16 protein-coding genes are annotated in these 18119 nt (G+C 70.3%); 6 read left to right on the top strand and 10 right to left on the bottom strand.

Annotated elements, in window-relative coordinates; genetic code table 11:
- Nucleotides 1-289: 289 nt before the first annotated feature.
- The gene (locus ACIP6U_RS10915; protein WP_401714987.1) at nt 290-1291 is read left to right on the top strand and encodes a LacI family DNA-binding transcriptional regulator; all 1002 of its coding nucleotides are present in this window, start codon (nt 290-292) and stop codon (nt 1289-1291) included.
- Nucleotides 1292-1339: 48 nt separating this feature from the next.
- On the opposite strand, the gene ACIP6U_RS10910 is transcribed toward ACIP6U_RS10915, so the two are convergent.
- Nucleotides 1340-2347, bottom strand: coding sequence for an alpha/beta fold hydrolase (locus tag ACIP6U_RS10910; RefSeq protein WP_401714985.1), 1008 nt, complete (start codon nt 2345-2347; stop codon nt 1340-1342).
- A 264-nt stretch (nt 2348-2611) separates the two neighbouring features.
- Here ACIP6U_RS10910 and ACIP6U_RS10905 point away from each other — a divergent pair, with 264 nt between their 5' ends.
- The gene (locus tag ACIP6U_RS10905) at nt 2612-4570 is read left to right on the top strand and encodes a PASTA domain-containing protein (protein WP_401714983.1); all 1959 of its coding nucleotides are present in this window, start codon (nt 2612-2614) and stop codon (nt 4568-4570) included.
- Nucleotides 4571-4640: 70 nt separating this feature from the next.
- On the opposite strand, the gene ACIP6U_RS10900 is transcribed toward ACIP6U_RS10905, so the two are convergent.
- From ACIP6U_RS10900 to ACIP6U_RS10880, 5 genes are read right to left on the bottom strand one after another with little or no spacing between them, the layout of a single operon-like run.
- A complete protein-coding gene (locus ACIP6U_RS10900; protein WP_401714981.1) occupies nt 4641-4991 on the bottom strand; it encodes a DoxX family protein in 351 nt (116 codons plus the stop codon).
- Nucleotides 4988-6985, bottom strand: a complete 1998-nt coding sequence (locus ACIP6U_RS10895; protein ID WP_401714979.1) for an acetoacetate--CoA ligase — start codon at nt 6983-6985, stop codon at nt 4988-4990. Before ACIP6U_RS10895 ends, ACIP6U_RS10900 begins: the two co-directional genes overlap by 4 nt.
- On the bottom strand, nt 6982-8628 hold the full coding sequence (locus tag ACIP6U_RS10890; protein WP_401714977.1) for a bifunctional 3-(3-hydroxy-phenyl)propionate/3-hydroxycinnamic acid hydroxylase: 1647 nt from the start codon (nt 8626-8628) through the stop codon (nt 6982-6984). The genes ACIP6U_RS10895 and ACIP6U_RS10890 overlap by 4 nt, the downstream gene beginning before the upstream one ends.
- Nucleotides 8629-8661: 33 nt before the next feature.
- Nucleotides 8662-9600 carry a fumarylacetoacetate hydrolase family protein gene (locus ACIP6U_RS10885; protein ID WP_401714975.1) on the bottom strand — a complete coding sequence of 313 codons (939 nt, stop codon included), beginning with the start codon at nt 9598-9600 and terminating at the stop codon, nt 8662-8664.
- A gap of 59 nt (nt 9601-9659) precedes the next feature.
- Nucleotides 9660-10814 (bottom strand): VOC family protein, encoded by a 1155-nt coding sequence (locus ACIP6U_RS10880; RefSeq protein ID WP_401714973.1) that lies wholly within the window; start codon nt 10812-10814, stop codon nt 9660-9662.
- Nucleotides 10815-10996: 182 nt separating this feature from the next.
- On the opposite strand from ACIP6U_RS10880, the gene ACIP6U_RS10875 reads away from it, so the two are divergent.
- Complete coding sequence (locus ACIP6U_RS10875; RefSeq protein ID WP_401714971.1) at nt 10997-11632, top strand: TetR/AcrR family transcriptional regulator; 636 nt, start codon at nt 10997-10999, stop codon at nt 11630-11632.
- 116 nt (nt 11633-11748) lie between these two features.
- On the opposite strand, the gene ACIP6U_RS10870 is transcribed toward ACIP6U_RS10875, so the two are convergent.
- Genes ACIP6U_RS10870 through ACIP6U_RS10855 form a run of 4 tightly spaced genes read right to left on the bottom strand, consistent with a single transcriptional unit; the run spans nt 11749 to nt 14865 of the window.
- Complete coding sequence (locus tag ACIP6U_RS10870; protein WP_401714969.1) at nt 11749-12708, bottom strand: 2,3-dihydroxyphenylpropionate 1,2-dioxygenase; 960 nt, start codon at nt 12706-12708, stop codon at nt 11749-11751.
- Nucleotides 12705-13583 carry an alpha/beta fold hydrolase gene (locus tag ACIP6U_RS10865; RefSeq protein WP_401714967.1) on the bottom strand — a complete coding sequence of 293 codons (879 nt, stop codon included), beginning with the start codon at nt 13581-13583 and terminating at the stop codon, nt 12705-12707. The genes ACIP6U_RS10870 and ACIP6U_RS10865 overlap by 4 nt, the downstream gene beginning before the upstream one ends.
- Complete coding sequence (locus ACIP6U_RS10860; protein WP_401714965.1) at nt 13580-14083, bottom strand: cupin domain-containing protein; 504 nt, start codon at nt 14081-14083, stop codon at nt 13580-13582. The genes ACIP6U_RS10865 and ACIP6U_RS10860 overlap by 4 nt, the downstream gene beginning before the upstream one ends.
- On the bottom strand, nt 14083-14865 hold the full coding sequence (locus ACIP6U_RS10855) for an SDR family oxidoreductase (protein ID WP_401714963.1): 783 nt from the start codon (nt 14863-14865) through the stop codon (nt 14083-14085). Before ACIP6U_RS10855 ends, ACIP6U_RS10860 begins: the two co-directional genes overlap by 1 nt.
- A 65-nt stretch (nt 14866-14930) precedes the next feature.
- Here ACIP6U_RS10855 and ACIP6U_RS10850 point away from each other — a divergent pair, with 65 nt between their 5' ends.
- The 3 genes from ACIP6U_RS10850 (at nt 14931) to ACIP6U_RS10840 (ending at nt 17920) form a co-directional block, all read left to right on the top strand.
- The gene (locus tag ACIP6U_RS10850) at nt 14931-15716 is read left to right on the top strand and encodes an IclR family transcriptional regulator (protein WP_401714961.1); all 786 of its coding nucleotides are present in this window, start codon (nt 14931-14933) and stop codon (nt 15714-15716) included.
- A 141-nt stretch (nt 15717-15857) separates the two neighbouring features.
- Entirely contained in the window at nt 15858-16322 is a 465-nt protein-coding gene (locus ACIP6U_RS10845) for a cupin domain-containing protein (RefSeq protein WP_401714959.1), read from the top strand.
- 2 nt (nt 16323-16324) lie between these two features.
- Nucleotides 16325-17920: a flavin-containing monooxygenase gene (locus tag ACIP6U_RS10840; protein WP_401714957.1), complete on the top strand. Its 1596-nt coding sequence runs from the start codon at nt 16325-16327 to the stop codon at nt 17918-17920.
- Nucleotides 17921-18119 lie beyond the last annotated feature (199 nt).

Genomic DNA, 18119 nt, shown 5'->3' with positions numbered 1-18119 from the left:
CGGTGCTAGGCGGGTCGACGTTGACACCTCAGGCGGATGCCTTCTGGTTGGAATCCTGTTGGAATCAGGGACCGTGAGCGGTAACGTGAGCGCTCACGGGAGCGGTAACGGGAGCGTTCACGAAGCACTTGTTCTGAATTGATTGGGAGTGTGCGCTTCGGTACCACCGAGTGTCAAGACTCTGGAGTGACACGGGCGCCCGTACACACGGTCGCACCACAACTTGAGCCCGGGGCATACTCGGTGCCCCTGCCGAGGCACGCGCGTCGGCAACAAGCGGAGGTGAGAGATGGCGTCGTCGGGGAGTGGACCCCGCAGGGTCACGATCGACGATGTGGCCCGGAGCGCCGGAGTCTCCCGGCAGACCGTGTCACGGGCACTCAACGACAAGGACGAGATCGGCGTCTCCACCAAGCAGCGCGTCCTGGACGCCGCCCTCGCGCTGGGATACCGCCCGAGCCGCTTCGCCCGCGGCCTCGTCCGCCAGGACACGATCAGTGTCGGACTCGTCATCCCCGACCTGCTCAACCCCTTCTTCACCGAGGTCGCCGCCGCCGCACTGGACGCGGCCCGGGCGCGCGAGTGGCACGTCGTCGTCTACGACACCGGCGACCGCGTGGAGGAGGAGCGCGGCACCCTCGAGGTGATCGCCTCGCAGGTGGACGCCGTGGTCGGCTACCTCAGCCTGCCGGAGGACGAGATCGACAAGCTGACCCGAGGGCTGCCCGTGGTGCTCATCGACCGCGAACACCGCACCGAACGCTTCAGTTCGATCCGGATCGAAGGCGAGGACGGCGTCCACGCCGCGATCAGGCATCTCGTGAAGACCGGGCACCGGCGCATCGGCATGCTCGATCACGCCGAGCGGTCCAAGCCGAGCATCCGGCACCACTGGTTCGACGCCGCGATGTCCGCCTGCGGACTGGACGCCGACGCGGTGAGCCGCGCGGACCAGAGCGTCGAGGGAGGCGAGGCCGCCCTGCGCGAACTCCTCGCCGCCCACCCCGACGTCACCGCCGTGTTCACCTTCAACGACATCATCGCCATCGGCGCCCTGCGCGCCGCCCGCCGCCTCGGCCGGGAGGTCCCCCGGGACCTGGCCGTGATCGGCTTCGACGGCCTCCGCCTCGGCTCACTCGTCGAACCGCCCCTGACGACCGTCGCCCTGGACACCCGCGGCCTCGGCGCCCTGGCCGTCGAACAGGCGGCCCGGCTGCTGACCGGAAGCGGTCCGCTCAGCCATGACGAACTGGCGGTGGGGGCGGAACTGCGGCTGCGCGAGTCGGCGTAGCCGGCCGGGGAGACCGCGGGCCCGGCCGGCGTTCGGCGTGCGCCCTCGCTACTTCAGGAAGTCCCGCAGGACACTGACCATCTCTTCCGGGGCTTCGAAAGGCCAGAAGTGGCCGGAGTCGAAGAGATGGACACCGCTTCCTGGCGGGAGCATCGCCGCGATGTGCGGATCCGTGTAGAACTCGCGGGGCTGCAGCGGGTCGTCCGCTCCCTGGAGCAGCAGGACGGGGCACGTCCACCGAGGAATGAGCCGGGTGCGCCGCTCGATCCATTCCTGGCGGAACGACGAGGAGTTGAAGTAGCGGGGGACGGCGGTGCTGATGCCGTCGTAGCCGAACTCCTGCACGGTCCGGACCAGGTCCGATGTCTTCACCGCGCGCTCGGCGAGCAGGGAGTAGGCGGTCACCACGAACCGACGGGCATCGGCGAGGGTGGCCGGAGCCTCGGGCGAGGTGAACATGGCCTGCTGGGGGTGCAGGTCGGGGTGCAGATGCCAGAGGTGCTGCTGGCCCCGGCCGTAGCGGACGACGCGGTGGCCCGCCCGCGCCACGAGATGGTCTCCCACCGGAGTTCCCCGGTCGTGCGTGATCAGGCTGAACCGACCGATCCCGAGCTGGTCCAGCAGGGCTTCGAGCTGGATGGCGACTCCTTCCTGACGGAAGTCCCCGGTGCCCTTCTCCGACTGGCCGTAGCCCTTCAGGTCGATGGCCAGGCAGCGGTGGTCGGCGCCCAGGGCCTCAAGGGCGTAGTGCCACTGCCACCAGGAGTCGGGCACGCCGTGGAGGAAGACGACCACGGGGGCATCCGCGGGGCCGGCTTCGACGAAGTGCCAGCGCACGGTCTCGCCGTCACCGGGAGCGTCGACGAAGCGGTGAGTGACGGTGACGTCTCCCAGTCGCTCTTCGCGGCCGTCCTCGTCGGGCACGCGTGGCGGAGTCTCGGGTAGTTCGGCCACGAGTTCGTCCACCTTGGACAGTCTGCCGACTGCCTGGTCCATCACCGTACGGATACGGGCCGGCGGCGCTGTGTAGTCGTACGGAATCGCGTCTTTCGACATCGCGAAGCCCTCCAGAATGATCCGGCTCGGGTGGCTGCCCGGCCAAGGCCGCAGCTCCTGAACGAAGCGAGCAGGGCAGGCGCGGGCGTCGAGCGCCCGTCCCTGGGCACTCGAATTGACCACTGGATCAAAGTTGATGAAAACATCAGAATGGTGCGACGTCAAGAGGTCATAGTTGCCCGCCGGTGTGCAATTATCGGACTGTGCTCCTCGCTGCCGCGCCCTGCCGGCGGCCCGAATTCCGACCCTCCGTGGAGAAGCGCAGTGAACCTCGGCGAATCAGACGACCTGACCATTCCCCACCAGGGACACCCGACGGCCCTCCTCGGCGGCCGGTACGAGCTGCGCTTTCTCCTCGGCTCCGGCGGTATGGCCGAGGTGCATCTCGCACACGACCTACGGCTCGACCGCGGCGTGGCCGTGAAGACCCTGCGCGGCGACCTGGCCCACGAACCGGTCCTCCAGGAGCGGTTCCGGAGGGAGGCGCAGTCCACCGCGTCGCTCAACCACCCGTCCATCGCGGCGGTGTACGACACCGGCGAGGACATGACGCTGGGCGGTCAACTGCCGTACCTCGTCATGGAGTACGTCGACGGGACCACCCTGCGGGAAACCCTGTACTCCGGGCCTTCGCCGACCGTCGAGCGGGCCCTGGAGATCACGGCCGGGGTCCTGCGGGCCCTCGACCACTCCCACCGGCACGGCATCGTGCACCGGGACATCAAGCCGGCCAACGTGATGCTTACCTGGGCCGGAGAGGTCAAGGTGATGGACTTCGGGATCGCCCGGGACGAACGGGACGTCGGCATGACACAGACGTCCGCCGTGATCGGCACCGCCCTGTACCTCTCGCCGGAACAGGCGATGGGGCGGGAGACCGACGCGCGCTGCGACCTGTACTCCACCGGCTGCCTGCTGTACGAACTCCTCACTCTGCGGCCGCCGTTCACCGGCGAGACACCGATGGCGGTGATGTACCAGCACATCCAGGAGGTCCCGAGCCCGCCGAGTCTGTACAACCCCGGCATCGGACCGCAGGTGGACGCGATCGTGCTGCGCGCCCTGGAGAAGGATGCCGCGAGCCGCTACCAGTCGGCCGAGCACATGCTCGCCGACATAGAGGCCTACCTCGGATCGGGACCGTCCGCGGCGGGTATCGGACTTCCGCAGCCCGGGAACGACCTGCCGGACGTCGATGCCGACGGGGAGGAGCGCCGGCGTCGGAGAGGAAGCCTCCCGCTGGTCTCGGCGGGCGCGATCGTCGTCGTACTGGCCCTGATACTGGGCTGGTTCATGTTCGGACAGGACGCGCCCGCCGGCGGCAAGGCCGATGTGCCCGACCTGGTGGGCCGGACGCTTGAGGAGGCCCGGCGCACGGCGGCCAACGTCGACCTCACGGTCACCGTCGACAGACGGGAGCCCTGTGCCGACCAGCCGAAGGGCCACATCTGCGAACAGAGTCCGAAGGACGGGGAGCTCACCAAGGGCGAGGCGGTCACGGTCACCGTCTCGACCGGAGCGCCCAAGGTCGAGGTGCCGGACGTGACGGACAAGGACAAGGGCGACGCGTCACGGATCCTGGAGGACAAGGGCTTCGCCGTGAAGCTGCGGTACGTCGAGTCCCAGGACGATCCCGGAACGGTCCTCACGCAGAGCCCGGGCGGGGGCGAGCGGGCCGAGAAAGGGACTGAGGTGGTCCTCCGAGTGGCGAGAGAAGCGGACCGGGCCACCGTCCCCGACCTGTCCGGCGCGACCGTGGACGAGGCCAGGAAGCTGCTGGCCGAGCAGAACCTGAAACTGGGCGGCACGACCGAGGTGGAGAGCGGATCGGAGTCCGGGACCGTGGTCGGACAGAGCGTCGCCTCGGGCGAGGAGGTCGAGCCGGGCACGTCGGTCGACGTCAAGATCGCCAAGTCGGTGCAGACGGTCGAGATACCCGCCGACATCACCGGCAAGACTCTCGCCGAAGTCCGGGACGAACTGGGCGCACTCGGCCTCCAGGTCGCCGTCGCCACCGGCTCCTCCCAGGCGGACGACGCGGTGGTGACGTCGAGCACCCCGCAGGCGGGCAGCGAGGTGGAGGCCGGCAGCACCGTGGTCCTCTCCATGCAGGACCCCGACACCGGCGACTCGGACGAGGGTACGACCACGGGCGGCGCCACCGGGGGTGCCACGGAAACGGCGCCCCCTCAGTTGCTGCCGCCGCTTCCACTGCCGAGGTGAGGTGAGCCTGTGACCGACAGCGTGGCCCGTACGGCGATGTCGTACGGGCCACGCTGTCGGTCCGCGGGGGTCAACAGGCCGCCGACAAAGCGACGTTCGCCCCCGCCACGACCATCAGCAACGTGGCGGGCAGGGCCCGCACCAGAGGGTCCCCGTGACGCAGGTGCGCCACGGCGGCGGCGCCCATGAGCAGCGCCAGTCCCGTCGCGGCGGCCGCGCCCAGCGGGGACCGGACCAGTCCCACCAACAGCCCGCCGGCCCCGGCGACTTCCAACGTGCCGACGACACGGTAGAAGCCCGGCGACAGCCCGAGGTGAGCCGCCGCCTGGCGCATGACCCGTACGGCCGCGATCTTCGCCACCCCCAGGGGCAGGAAGACCAGGGCCAGTACGACGGCGGTGATGATCTGTGCCGTTCTCATCCCTCGGAGCCTCTGCGACTGCGGCGCTCGGCTCCCAGCCGCGCGTAGTAGTCGATGAGACCGGGATTGTCGATCGCGGCGGGGTTGACGACGTCCTCGGCGGAGGCGCCCTGGAGGAGGCGTTTGACCGGGACTTCGAGCTTCTTGCCGGTCCGGGTGTGCGGCACGGCGGGGACTTCGAGGATCTCGTCGGGGACGTGCCGGGGTGAGGCGCCGGCCCGGATCGCCTCCTTGATCTTCGCGCGGAGGGCGTCGTCGAGGGACACTCCGGCCGCGAGGACCACGAACAACGGCATCCAGTAGCCGCCGTCCGGTTCTTCGGCGCCGATGACCAGCGCCTCGGTGATCTCGGGGAGGCGTTCCACGACGTCGTGGATGTCGGCACTGCCGAGGCGTACGCCGTTGCGGTTCAGGGTGGAGTCCGAACGGCCGTGCACGATCACCGAGTTGTGCCCCGTGACGGTGATCCAGTCGCCGTGCCGCCACACGCCGGGATACGTCGAGAAGTAGGCGTCGTGATAGCGCTCGCCGTCGGGGTCGTTCCAGAAGGACAGCGGCATCGACGGCATGGGGCGGGTGACGACCAGCTCGCCGACCTGGTCGACGACCGCGCGGCCCTCGGCGTCGTACGCGGCCAGCGCCACACCCAGATTCGGGGCCGAGAGTTCCCCCGCCCACACGGGAGTCGTGGGCGCGCTGCCGGCGAAGCCGGAGACGATGTCGGTGCCGCCGCTGGTGGAGGCGAGCAGGGCATGCGTGCCGACGTGGTCGCGGACCCACGGGTAGGCGGAGGCGGGCAGGGCGGAGCCGGTGCAGCCGACCACCCGGATCGCCGACAGGTCGTGCACGGACGGGTCGATGCCGAACTTGGCCATCCCCAGCAGGTATTGAGGGCTCGTGCCGAAGACCGTGACGCGGTGCCGGGCCGCCAGTTCCCAGAGGGTGTCCGGGCGGGTGAGCGGGGCGGGGCTGCCGTCGTACGTACAGGTCGTGGCGCCCGTCAGGAGCGTGGAGGCGACGAGGTTCCACATCATCCAGTGGGTGGTGGTGTACCAGAGGAGACGGTCGCCGGGGCCGAGGTCCGAGTGCAGGCCGAGGGTCTTGAGGTGTTCGAGCAGGACGCCGCCGTGACCATGGACGATGCCCTTGGGCAGGCCGGTGGTACCGGAGGAGAAGACGACCCACAAGGGATGGTCGAACGGCACCGGAGTACAGGCGAGTTGCTCCGTGCGAGTGGCCGCGTCCTTCCACGGGACCACCAGCGACGGGTAGGTCCGCAGGGGCCACGGCAGGCCCACGTGGTCGACCAGCAAGGTGGCCTTCAACGTGGGCAGTGCGGTGGCGAGTTCGAGGGCCGCGTCGCGGCGGTCATGGGTGGTGCCGTTGAAGAGGTAGCCGTCGGCCGTGATCAGGACGGTGGGTTCCAGCTGGGCGAAGCGGTCCGCGGCGGCCTGGGGTGCGTAGTCCTGTCCGCACACCGACCACACCGCACCGAGGGAGGCGGCAGCGAGGAACGCGACGATCGCATGCGGGGTGTTGGGCAGGTAGCCGACGACCCGGTCGTCCTTGCCGACACCCAGGTCGCGCAGAGTGGCCGCGACGGAGGCGACTTCGCCGCGCAGTTGCTTCCCGGTCACCTCGTAGCCGGCGCCGGTCTCGTCGAGGGCGAGGATCGCCGTGTCGTCGTCGGAGAGGTCGCGCAGCGCGTGGTGGGCGTAGTTGAGGGTCGCGCCGGTGAACCAGCGGGCGCCCGGCATCCGTTCCTCCGTCAGCACCTGCTCGTACGGCGTGTCCGCGTCGATGTCGAAGTACTCCCACACCGCACTCCAGAAACCCTCCAGGTCGGTGACCGACCAGTGGTGCAGGGCGGCGTAGTCCGCGCCCGCCGCCACACCCCGGTGCCGGGCGGCCCAGCGGGCGAAGTCCAGGATGCGGCTGGCCGCGGCGGTCTCCGGGGTGAGGGTGAAGAAGGGGTCCGGGTACGGCGTGTTCATCGCGTGGTGCTCCTCAAGAGGCTTTTCCCGACGGACCGTTGGGAAGGCAGGGGGCTTCGGGTGGTGTGCAGCACGGACGCCCAGGCAGCGGCGTCCGTGAAGGTGTCGCCGCCGGCCGGGACGACGTCCATCACGACGCGGTCGGGCCGTAGCAGCGCGGCGCTCGCCCGTCCCTCGCGCAGCCAGGCGGCGAGACGGTTGTCGTCGCCGAGGCCGGTCACCGGGACGATCCGGGCGCCGAGACCGTCGGCGACCGCCCGCAACGAGGGCGAGAGCGGTACGGCGGTCAGCACGGCGAAGGCGTCACCGAGGAGTTCGTCGAGGCGGGCGTGCCGTCCGTCGATGTCCACGAACGGCTGCGGACAGAAGCCGCCCACGAGACCGTGCCGCCCGAGTTCGAGACCGTGTCGGCCGAACCGGACGCGGCGTCGTACGAGCGGCCCGGTGGCCAGTGCCGGACTGAAGTCGCGGGCGGCGGCCGAGGTCAGCCCGGGGATGCGGACGGCCGCGCCCAGGACGCCGCGGCGGAGAGCGGCGGCGCTGTCCTGGCCTCCGGTCATGGCCCAGCCCAGCGTGACCGCGATCCGGATCACATGGCGGGCGTGCGGTGTGCGTTCCGCCTCGTAAGTGTCCAACAGCCGTTCGTCTGCGCCCTGTTGGAGGACCAGGGCCAGCTTCCAGGCCAGGTTGTAGGCGTCGCGCAGACCCGCGCACAGTCCCTGTCCGACGAAGGGCGGGGTGAGGTGGGCCGCGTCACCGAGAAGGAAGATGCGCCCACGGCGCCAGCGGTCGGCAATGCGAGCCCGGAAGGTGTACTGGGCCTGCCGTACCACCTCGAAGTCGGCACCGTCCGCCAGGTCCACCCATGGGGCGAGCAGCTCCCGCAGCCGCTCGTGATCCGGCTCCGCGCCGTCCTCCAGCCGGAACTCCCACCGGTACCGGTCCTCGCCGATGCGCATGAACGTCCCAGGCCGGCGCGGATCACAGATCTGCTCCACGCCTTCCCAGCAGCGGACCGGGAGGCTGGTGCGTACGTCGACGACCGTCCAGCGCTCCTCGAAGTGGAGGTCCTCCCAGGCGGAGCCGATGGCTTCGCGGGTGATGCTGTTGGCGCCGTCGCAGCCCAGGACGGCGGCCGCCCACAGCAGGTGTTCGCCTTCGTCGTCGCGATAGCTCACGCGGACCGGACCGTCGCCGTCCTGCGCGACGCCGAAAACCTCTGCCCCGTCCCGCAGTTCGGCCTCGGGGGCGTCGGCCAGGGCCTCGCGCAGCACGCGCTCCAGTTCGGGCTGGTCGAACATGCTGGTCTGCGGGAATCCATGCACCCCCTGAGCGGCGCGCGGGAACTCGGCCATCACGCGGTGCCGGGCGTCCAGCAGCCGCAGTCCCCGTGCGGGCCGGGCGATCGCGGTGAACTCCTCCTGGACTCCCGCGGCCTGGAGGATCCTGATCACTTCGTCGTCGGTGGCGACGGCGCGCGGCAGGGGATAGACCTCGTGGTGGCGTTCGAGGACGACGGCACGGATGCCACGCCGGGCGAGCAGGAGGGCGGCGGTCACGCCCACGGGTCCCGCTCCGACGATCACCACGGGCAGATGTTCGGGGGCGGTGTCCGGTGGCCCGGCGGCGTGGTCGACAGTCATGTGCGGCTCACTTCATGTCGGGTTCGGTGTGGGTCAGTTGGCGTCGGTCACCTCGGTGCGCTGTTCGCCCAGGTCGATGCGTCCGTCCGGCGTGGCGATGGTCGCGGTGATCAGGTCCCCTCGGTGCAGGTAGTGCGGGTTGCGTGCCTGGGACTTGAAGAACGCCTTCCATTTCACGGCCGGCGGCAGCAGCGCGCCGATCTTCTCGACCGCCTTGGGCGGGGCCTTGAGGGCCGTGCCGCCGGGGGTGCCGGTCAGTAGCAGGTCGCCGGGGTCGAGGGTCTGGAACCGGGCCAGCAGGGTGAGGGCCTGCGCGGGCCGGACGATCATGTCGCTGAGGGTGCGGTCCTGCCGCAGATCGCCGTTCACGCTCAACTTCAGCCGCAGGTCCAGGAGATGAGCGAAGTCCTCCGCCTCCAGCAGGGAGAGGTAGGGCCCGGTGGGCGTGAAGGTGGGGTACGACTTGCTCTCGTAGAACTGCGTCTTGGTCAGCTGCACGTCACGGGCGCTGACGTCGTTGGTGACGACGAGCCCGGCGACGTACGACGGCAGGTCCCGCTCCTCGACGACGGTGCCGATGGGCAGCGGTGCGCCCATGACCAGGCCGAGTTCGACCTCGTAGTCGAGGAACTTCACGTGGGCGGGCCGGACCACGGCGTCGTGCGGGCCGCTGACCGAGCCGGACGCCTTGCGGAAGAAGGCGGGCGGGATGTCGCCGGTGAAGCCCGAATCGCGGGCGTGGCTGTGGTAGTTGACCATCTGGGCGACCACGCGGCAGGGCGTGGTGACGGGGGAGAGGGCCACCATGTCGGCCACCGGGGTGCCCGCCTCGCCGCTGTCGGCGGCTTTCCGGACGGCGGCGCGGTCGGCCAGCAGCTCGGCGGTGGTGCGGGCCTTGGTGTCGACGGGGACGGCGCGCGCGTCGCGCACCACCCACCAGCCGTCGGCGGTACGCAGGACGTTGGTGCTCATGTCGGTGCCTTTGTCGAGGAGTTGAGGAGTCGGGGGATCGAGGGATCGGGCGCCCGGGGTCAGGAGTTGGCGGCCCTGAGGAGGCCCAGGAGGCGTGCCGGGTCCATCTCGTTGTCGCCGCGCAGGGCCTGGATCACGTCGCGGATGCGCGCGGGGGAGGGGCTCGCGCCGAGGAAGTCGCGGGTGGCCGGCGGACCCCACTGGGCCAGACCGCTGGTGGACATGGGCGCCCAGCCGGGTTCCAGGTCGTGGGAGAACAGGTCGCCGTCGGCGAAGTGCTCCAGCATGAGGCGGTCGGGATCGCGCCAGTAGTCGAAGAGCTGGCTGCCCAGGATGTGCCGCCCGATACCCCAACTGCGCTTGTAGCCGCGCTCGTTGAGGTACTCGCCGCCGGCCGCGATCGCGTCCAGGTCGGTCACCTGGTAGGCGGAGTGGACATAGCCGTTGGCGGGGCCGAGGTGCATCGCGAGGGTGTGGTGGTCGACGGCCAGGCTGCCGCGGTCGCAGCGGATGAAGGCCATCGTCGGACCGCGGTCGCGCTGCCCGTCGAAGAACAGGAAGTCGGACACGATCATGCCGAGCGTGTCCAGGTACCAGTCCAGGGCACGGCCGAACACCCGTGTCTCCAGCACCACATGGCCCACGCGCTGGATACGGGCCGGCTCCCGGGGCGGACGCTGCGTGAGGTTCGTACGACGGTGATCCGTGCCGAAGTTGAGCAGCAGGGGCTGCTGCTCGGACAGGGCGGGCAACTCCTCGCGACAGTGCACCACGCGCACGGGGAAACCCGACGGATCAAGGAGGCTCACTGCCCTGCCGCCGCCCGGGACGTCGGCGTCGCGTACCTCCGTCCCGGTGGCGCGGGCCAGTCGGTCCAGGTCGGCCCGCTCCGCCGCGCGGAACGCCGGGCCGATGAAGCCGCTGGTGCGGCCCTTGCGGATCACCATGCACGGTGATCCGGCGAAGGTGCCGCGCAGCCACAGCTCGCTGGGTGTGCGGGCGGCGATCCCGAAGCCGAAATCATGGGCGAAGACCTCGGCACGGTCCAGGTCGGGCTTCTGGAACTCCAGCCAGGCGAGGTCGGCCACCTTGATCACGGGGTTCTGGGAGCGCCCGGGGTGCTCGCCGCGCAGCGCACCGTGTTCGCTGTGGAGGTCCTGGTGGGCCGTCCTGAGATCGCTGGCGCCGACCGCGTCGGCGCGGGTTTCGGACATGGTGTCCTCCAAGCAACATTGTCGTAATGATGAAATCATCAACTTTGACTCTTCGGTCGTCAAGGGGTGGATCGAGTAAGGTGATGAAATCGTCAGAGTCGCGCCGACCTGCGAACCGGCCGGTGGTCTGACTGGTTCATCAGTACTGCGGCAATGTGGAGACCGTTGCTAGACTCGCGCGTATGCCGACGTCAGCCCTGCCCCGCAACCGCTTCGAACGGCGTCGCGCCGAGACCCGTCAGGCCCTGGTCAGAGCGGCCCGGCAGCTCCTGGCCGAGACGGGCGACACCAGCGCGAGCATCCAGGTCATCGCGGAGCGCGCGGACGTGGGCTTCGGCTCCTTCTACAACCACTTCGAGTCGAAGACGGAACTGTTCGACGCGGCGGTGAGCGACGCCCTCGAAGAACTCGGCCAGACGTTCGACGAGCATCTGCGGGGCATCGACGACCCGGCGGAACTCGTCGCGGCGGGCTTCCGTCTCAGCGCGCGCCTGGCCGACTCCCGGCCCGAGATGATGCAGATCCTGCGCCACCGCGGCCTGGGCCACATCCACTCCGACTCGGGCCTGGCCCCACGCGCCCTGCGGGATCTGGAGGTCGGCATCGCCTCCGGCCGCTTCACCATCACCGACCCGATGGCCGCGGTGACCGTCCTGGGCGGCTCCTTGCTGGCGCTGCTGGAACTGCGCTTCGCCCGCCCGGACGTCGCCGGCGACGAAGCGGCCTCGAACCAGGCCGAACTGCTGCTGCGCATGCTGGGCCTGCCGCCACAGGACGCCCACGACGTCGCCCACTCCCCGCTGCCCGACCTGGACTGACGAGGAACCTGACGGCGTTCCTGACGTCACGCTCCCCGCTCACCGCCGTTGACCTCCGTGTCCATCACTCGTCGGCGTACGACGGGGGAGCGGGGACGGTGGCGGTCTCGGGTATGTCAGCGCACCTCGAAGCTCGCGCCGAGCCCCATGCCGGTGATCCATTCCGGTACCGGCTCGTACGCGGTCCACACCAGCGGTGCCCGTACCGCGGCGTGGCCGATCAGCCAGGTGCGGATCTCGTGGCCGCCGCTGCCCGCCTGTTCCTCCAGACCCGCGTCGCCGAGGGTGGCGACCGGCTCAAGGTCTCCGGTCCCCAACTGCTTGAGGAACCAGCGGTCCCAGGCGCTGTTGACGTGGGCGTGCGGGTCGCCGCCCATCGCCCGCACCCGGGGTTCGCGCGCGGCCGCGAAGGCGCGGGCGTCCTCGCGGCCGTGGATCACCGAGTGCCGTCGGTCCTCGGCCATCGCCGGATCGCGGGGGTCGTTGCTGGGCAGCCAGTGGGAGAGCCCACCGCTCGCGATGACCAGCACCCGGCCGGTGCCGCCGCTGTCGCTGTCGCTGTCGCTGTCGCTGTCGCGAAGAGCGTCACCGAGTGCCCGGCCGAAGGCGATGCAGCGTTCCATGGTCGGCAGCGGGGGTGCGGCGGTGTTCACGACGAGCGGCACCATCGGTGTCTCGGTGCCGCCGCAGACCATCTCGTAACTCTGCACGAGCCCGTGGTCGACGGTCAGCGAGTAGGACAACGACAGGTCGAAGCCCGCGTGGGTGAGCCCGTCGTACACCGACCAGGCCAGTTCGCCGGCGACGGGCAAGGGCCCGGCCCGGCTGCCGAAGTCGCCGAATCCGACGGCGTGTTCTACGCCGATGAGGAACGGCGGCATCGCGTCGTAGAAGTTCGCGTGGAAGTGGTCGGGGCCGATGACCACGACCGCGTCCGGTGCGAGCCGCGCCACCGTCCGGGAGAGGCGGGCGGCCTCGGCGAGGAACCGGCCGCCGGGCTGTTCGGGGCCGTCGGGCGGCAGCAGGGTGGCGAACGGGGAGTGGGACAGGGCGACCAGGCCGACAAGCTCGCTCATACCGGGTCCTTGCAGAGCAGCAGGAAGTCACGGTGGGCGCGCAGGAATTCGGACGGCTTCTCCCACTGTGGCCAGTGGCCCGCGCCCTCGATCACCTGCAGACGCGCGTCGGGCAGCCAGCTCTGGAGCATCGCCGCCTCGTCGAGCCCGCCGGTCGGATCGTGGTCGGTCCACAGGAGGAGCGTGGGTGGGGTGATCCGGCCGACCCAGGCGGGGTCCCAGGCGAAGTCCTTGCGTACGTCGGGGTCTTGGAGCACCAACGTGTTCTCGATCGCGCGCAGGAAACCGGGGCGGCCGTATACGGCGCGGCGCAGGTTCACCAGCTCGTCGGTGACCATTGAGGTGTCGTGGAAGAGGAACTCGACCCGGCGGCGTACGGTTTCGTCGCTGGGGTCCCGGACGGCGGCCAGGGTGCTCTCGCGCATCCGGACCATCACCTCGGGCTTGTTGGCGATGTTCCCGGGGGTGTTGAGCACGAGCCGTTCGACGCGCTCAGGGTGGTACGCCGCCGTCCACGCGGTCACCCAACCTCCGAGCGACTCGCCGGACAGGTGCGCCGAGTCGATCCCCAGCGCGTCCATCAGGCCGATGAGGTGATCGGAGAGCACGTCGATCGTGTACGGCCGGTCCGGCAGGTCGGACCAGCCGTGGCCGACCATGTCGTAGGCGGTGACGCGGAAGTCGGCGGCGAGTCCGGCGATGTCCCGGGCGTAGGCCTCCAGGTGCCCGCCGGTGCCGTGCAGCAGGATCAGGTCGGGGCCGACTCCCGCGCGCAGGACGCGGGTACGGACGCCGGCGACATCGACGAAGCGCAACTCGTGCGCCACGTCGGACAGTTCGCCCCAGATGCCGATGTGGGCGGGCAACGGGCTCATGCCTGCTCCTCCTTGAATCGTGCGCGGGCTTCGGCGATCGTGGCCAGTCCGGCGCTCTGCCGCCGTCCGACGCCCAGCAGGTTCAGCAGGCGGGAGTTCTCGATGGTCAGGAACTCGACCGGCTCGGTCTCCGAGTCGTTGTAGTGGCGGTGCCAGGTCCAGGGCGGGGTGTAGATGAAGTCGCCGGCGGCCCAGGGCTCGGTGTCGTCCTCGATCTCGCTGTGGCCGTTCCCGCTGATGACGAAGTGCACCGTCTCGTGGTGGTGGCGCTGCATGTCCGAGCTGAGGCCCGCCGGGATGGTCTGCCGGAAGAGTTCGAAGGTGGCCGTCGGCAGCAGACCGGCGATCGCCAGCACGGTGGGGTTGTGCACCTGGTCGGCCGGCAGGGGCGCGAGTTCGTCGGCGTGCACGACGACCGGCCGTGCCGCGCCGGGCTGCACGGTGTCGTGGAGCGAGCCGAGGAAATCGGCCATGGTGAAGCGGGATCCCGATGCCGCCATCAGATCGTCTCCGTCCTTCCGCCGTCGACCGTGAGTACGGTCCCGTTGATGTACGCCGCGTCGTCCGAGGCCAGGAACGCCACGGCAGCCGCGATCTCCGCCGGCCGCGCGGCGCGTCCGGCCGGAATGTGCGCGATGTCCTGCGCGTCGAGTTCGTCGAGGCCGCGGTGTGCCGCCCGTGCCCGACTGGCCAGGATCTGCGTACGCCGCTCGGTCGAAGTGGCGCCGGGAGCAACGCAGTTGACGGTGACACCGGCGGCCGCGAACTCCAGGGAGAGCAGCTTGGCGGCGGCCGTGACCGCGGAACGCAGGACCACGGACGCGGCCAGGTCGGGCTGGGGTTGACGCACCGCCGTGGACGTCACGAACACCACCCGCCCGAAGCCCCGCTCCGCCATGCCCGGCATCGCCAGCCGTGCCCACCGCAGCGGGCCGAGCAACAACAGCTCGGACGCCTCCCGCCACCGCGTGTCGTCGAGGTCGAGGATCCCGCCGGGCGGCGGACCGCCGGCGTTGAGCACGAGGACGTCGAGACCCCCGTATCGGTCGTCGACCTCTTCCATCGCCGCCGCGGCCGAGGCCGGATCGGCCATGTCGCTCACCAGGGCGTGTACCTCGCTCACCGCGTCGCCGCCCACGGTGTCGCGGAGTCGGGCGGCCGCGGCTTCAAGGGTGTCGTCACGTCGACCGGTGATCACCACCCGGTCGCCCGAACCCGCCAGGCGCTCGGCGATCGCGTGGCCGATACCGCCGGCACCGCCGCCGACCAGTGCTGTCCGCATGATGGTGGCATCCTCCCGAGACCTCGCCTTGTCCGCCGGGCGGGGACGGCCTTAGCGTGACCGGCATGACCCCCGGGGAACAAGGGACGAGTCCCACTGCGCGGGACGGCAGGGCAGAGGCCTCGGGCCTGGAGCGCGCGGCGGCCATCCTCGGCGCCTTCGACGCGGCACACCGCGAGCTGACCCTGTCCGCGCTCGTGGCCCGCTGCGGGCTGCCCCGGTCGACCACGCACCGCACCGCGGACCGGATGATCCGGCTCGGCTGGCTGGACAAACCCCAGGGCCACTACCGGATCGGCAACCGGCTGTTCGAGATCGCGAGCCTGGCCCCCATCCGGCTCGAACTGCGCGAGGCCGTGCTGCCCTACCTACAGGACCTGCACAGCGCGACCAGGAACACCGTGCAGCTCGGTGTGCTGGACGGCACGCAGATCCTGGTCGTCGAGAAGATCACCGGACACCGCCCCATGCCGATGCTCTCCCAGGTCGGCGGGATCGTCCCGGCGTACTGCTCGGCGCTGGGCCGGGCCATCCTCGCCTACAGCGAGACCGCGACCATCGACGCCGTCCTCGACGCCGGAATGCCGCCGCGCAACCCACGCACGCTGACCTCCAAGGAGGCCGTCATCCGCGAACTGACGGCCGTACCGGCCAGGGGCTGGGCGGTGGAACGCGAGGAGGGCAACATCGGCGTGAGCTGCGTCGCCGCCCCGATCTTCGGCCCGGACGGCGGGGTCGCGGCCGCGCTGTCCGTCACCGGGCCCACCGCCCTGATCCGCGCCGACCGAGCCGGGCCCGCGGTCCGGCTCGCCGCCGCTGCCGCCTCCCGGGCCTACAGCACTCGCCGTTGAACGCGCCTACGGCACCCGCCGTTGAAATCGTCCCAGCCGATGGGACGGTTGATTGCGCATCCGCCGCGCCGAACCGACGCTGATCGCAGCGGACCAGTGCCGCGGTCGGACGGCCGCGGTAGCAACCGGAAGGAGACGACGGTGACTCTAGGCGGTGGCTACATGTTGCCCTCCCGCGAGGGGCACAAGATCGCGGCGATCGGGCTGGGCATCACGCTGAAGGCCGACGGTGCGGCGACACGCGACGCGTACTCGCTGTTCGAGTACACCGTCCCGCCGGAGACCGACGGGCCGCCGCCCCACCTGCACACCCGGGAGGACGAGTCCTTCATCTGCCTGGCCGGACGGTTCGACGTGCACCTCGGCGGCAAGGACTTCGTCCTCGAACACGGCGACTACCTGTACCTGCCGCGCGACGTGGTCCACGCCTTCCGCAACCCCTACCCGGAGGAGTCGCGCGTCATCTCCGTCGTCTCGCCCGCCGGCCTGGAGGGCTACTACCAGGCGCTCGCGGAGATGCCGCCGGGACCGAAGGACATCGGAGTGATGAAGAAGATCATGGCCGACTTCGGCATCGAGCTCCAACTGCCGCCCGAGGTCGCGTGACCATGAGAATCGCCATCATCGGTGCCGGAGTCGCGGGCCTGGTCACCGCGAAGGTGCTCACGCAGGCCGGGCACCGGATCGACGTGTTCGAGAAGGCCCCGGACGTGGGCGGCGTATGGAGCCGCACGCGCCGCTATCCGGGAGTCACGACGCAGAGCCCGAAAGCGCAGTACTCGTTCTCGGACTTCCCCATGCCCGCGGACTTCCCGGAATGGCCCGACGGCGCGCAGGTCCAGTCCTACCTCGCCGACTACACCGCTCACTTCGGACTCGAACCCGCACTGCGACTGAGTACCGAAGTGATCTCGGCCGAGCCGACCGACGAGGGCACCTGGAGCGTCGAGTCCCGTGACGCCACAGGCGCGCACACCACGGAGATCTACGACCAACTCGTCGTCGCCAATGGGGTGTTCTGCGAGCCGTCCGTGCCGACGTTCGCCGGACTGGCGGAGTTCACCGCGGCCGGCGGCCAGGTGTGCGCGGGCACCGAGTTCCACGACGCCGAGCAGGCCCGCGACCGTAGCGTCCTCGTCGTCGGCTACGGCAAATCGGCCTGCGACGTGGCGGTGCCGATCAGCGCCGTCGCCACCCGGACCGACGTGATCGCACGCCAACTCCTCTGGAAGGTCCCACGGAAGATCGGCGGCCGGCTCAACTTCAAGATGCTGCTGCTCACCCGGCTCGGCGAAGCGCTGTTCCGCTACATCCGTCCGCGCGGCCTCGAACGCTTCCTGCACGGCCCCGGCAACGGCCTGCGCCGCCGGATGATCAACTCCATCGGCACGGTGTCGATACGTCAACTCGGCCTCAAGCGCCTCGACTTGGTGCCCGGGGGAGCGATGGAGGACATCGTGCGCGGCGCCATCGGGCTCGCGACCGAGGGGTTCTTCGAGGCCGTCACCGCGGGCGACATCACCGTCCACCGGGACCGCACCATCGAGCAACTCCTCGACGTGGACGGCAAACCCGCAGCCCGCCTGTCCGACGGCACAGTGCTGCCCGCCGACCTGATCGTCTGCGCCACCGGCTTCACCCAAGGCGTCCCGTTCCTGCCCGAGGGGGTACGGGAGCAACTGCTCGACGAGCGCGGCAACTTCATGCTCTACCGGCAGATCCTGCCCCTCGGGATTCCCGGCCTCTACTTCAACGGCTACAACTCCTCCTTCTTCAGCCCGCTCAACGCGGAGATCGCCGCACTGTGGATCGCCGCCGCCCTCGCCGGCGCGGTGGAGACACCCGACACCGAGACCATGAGGCACGCGGTCGTCGAGCAACTGGCCTTCATGGACATCGCGACCGACACGCATCACTGCCGTGGCACCAAGATCATCCCGTTCTCCATGCACAACGCCGACGAAGTGCTGGGAGACCTCGACCTCAACATCAACCCGCTCATCCGCGCGGCGCACTGGCTCGGCCCGGTCGATCCGGCCGCGTACCGACGGTTGACCCCGACGCTGCTCAAGCGCCTGACGCCGGCCGAGCCCGGAGGCCGGGACCGACCACGCCTTCGCCTGCTGTCCGACCCGGGCGGTACGGCACCGGGTTCGGGGCAGACGAGTGCGTCGCCGGAGAGCCATGTGAACGCCGAGGCTTGACGGCGATGTCGTACGGCACTCCGGACTTCGGCGTCGAGCAGCGTCATTCCCGGCACGGGCCACGCCTCCCGCCTGCGACGGCACAGCCGCGTGGTCTCCAGCTCGCTGCGTACACTGCAGGCTCGTTTGCCCGTCTGTGATGGCTACGCGACCATTGCCGGTTTCCCGTTCGACTCGAAGGCCTGAGCCGTGCCCGACC

This window comes from Streptomyces sp. NPDC088794, assembly GCF_044750545.1.
Lineage (GTDB): Bacteria > Actinomycetota > Actinomycetes > Streptomycetales > Streptomycetaceae > Streptomyces.
This window is presented reverse-complemented; position numbering and strand designations above follow the sequence as displayed.

What these genes read in the sequence shown, in the direction of transcription:
- ACIP6U_RS10885 (WP_401714975.1), bottom strand. Translation starts at nt 9,600, where the DNA reads ATGAGCACCAACGTCCTGCGTACCGCCGACGGCTGGTGGGTGGTGCGC.
- ACIP6U_RS10860 (WP_401714965.1), bottom strand. Translation starts at nt 14,083, where the DNA reads ATGGCGGCATCGGGATCCCGCTTCACCATGGCCGATTTCCTCGGCTCG.
- ACIP6U_RS10865 (WP_401714967.1), bottom strand. Translation starts at nt 13,583, where the DNA reads ATGAGCCCGTTGCCCGCCCACATCGGCATCTGGGGCGAACTGTCCGAC.
- ACIP6U_RS10880 (WP_401714973.1), bottom strand. Translation starts at nt 10,814, where the DNA reads ATGTCCGAAACCCGCGCCGACGCGGTCGGCGCCAGCGATCTCAGGACG.
- ACIP6U_RS10840 (WP_401714957.1), top strand. Translation starts at nt 16,325, where the DNA reads ATGAGAATCGCCATCATCGGTGCCGGAGTCGCGGGCCTGGTCACCGCG.
- ACIP6U_RS10875 (WP_401714971.1), top strand. Translation starts at nt 10,997, where the DNA reads ATGCCGACGTCAGCCCTGCCCCGCAACCGCTTCGAACGGCGTCGCGCC.
- ACIP6U_RS10900 (WP_401714981.1), bottom strand. Translation starts at nt 4,991, where the DNA reads ATGAGAACGGCACAGATCATCACCGCCGTCGTACTGGCCCTGGTCTTC.
- ACIP6U_RS10910 (WP_401714985.1), bottom strand. Translation starts at nt 2,347, where the DNA reads ATGTCGAAAGACGCGATTCCGTACGACTACACAGCGCCGCCGGCCCGT.
- ACIP6U_RS10855 (WP_401714963.1), bottom strand. Translation starts at nt 14,865, where the DNA reads ATGCGGACAGCACTGGTCGGCGGCGGTGCCGGCGGTATCGGCCACGCG.
- ACIP6U_RS10870 (WP_401714969.1), bottom strand. Translation starts at nt 12,708, where the DNA reads ATGAGCGAGCTTGTCGGCCTGGTCGCCCTGTCCCACTCCCCGTTCGCC.
- ACIP6U_RS10895 (WP_401714979.1), bottom strand. Translation starts at nt 6,985, where the DNA reads ATGAACACGCCGTACCCGGACCCCTTCTTCACCCTCACCCCGGAGACC.
- ACIP6U_RS10890 (WP_401714977.1), bottom strand. Translation starts at nt 8,628, where the DNA reads ATGACTGTCGACCACGCCGCCGGGCCACCGGACACCGCCCCCGAACAT.
- ACIP6U_RS10850 (WP_401714961.1), top strand. Translation starts at nt 14,931, where the DNA reads ATGACCCCCGGGGAACAAGGGACGAGTCCCACTGCGCGGGACGGCAGG.
- ACIP6U_RS10915 (WP_401714987.1), top strand. Translation starts at nt 290, where the DNA reads ATGGCGTCGTCGGGGAGTGGACCCCGCAGGGTCACGATCGACGATGTG.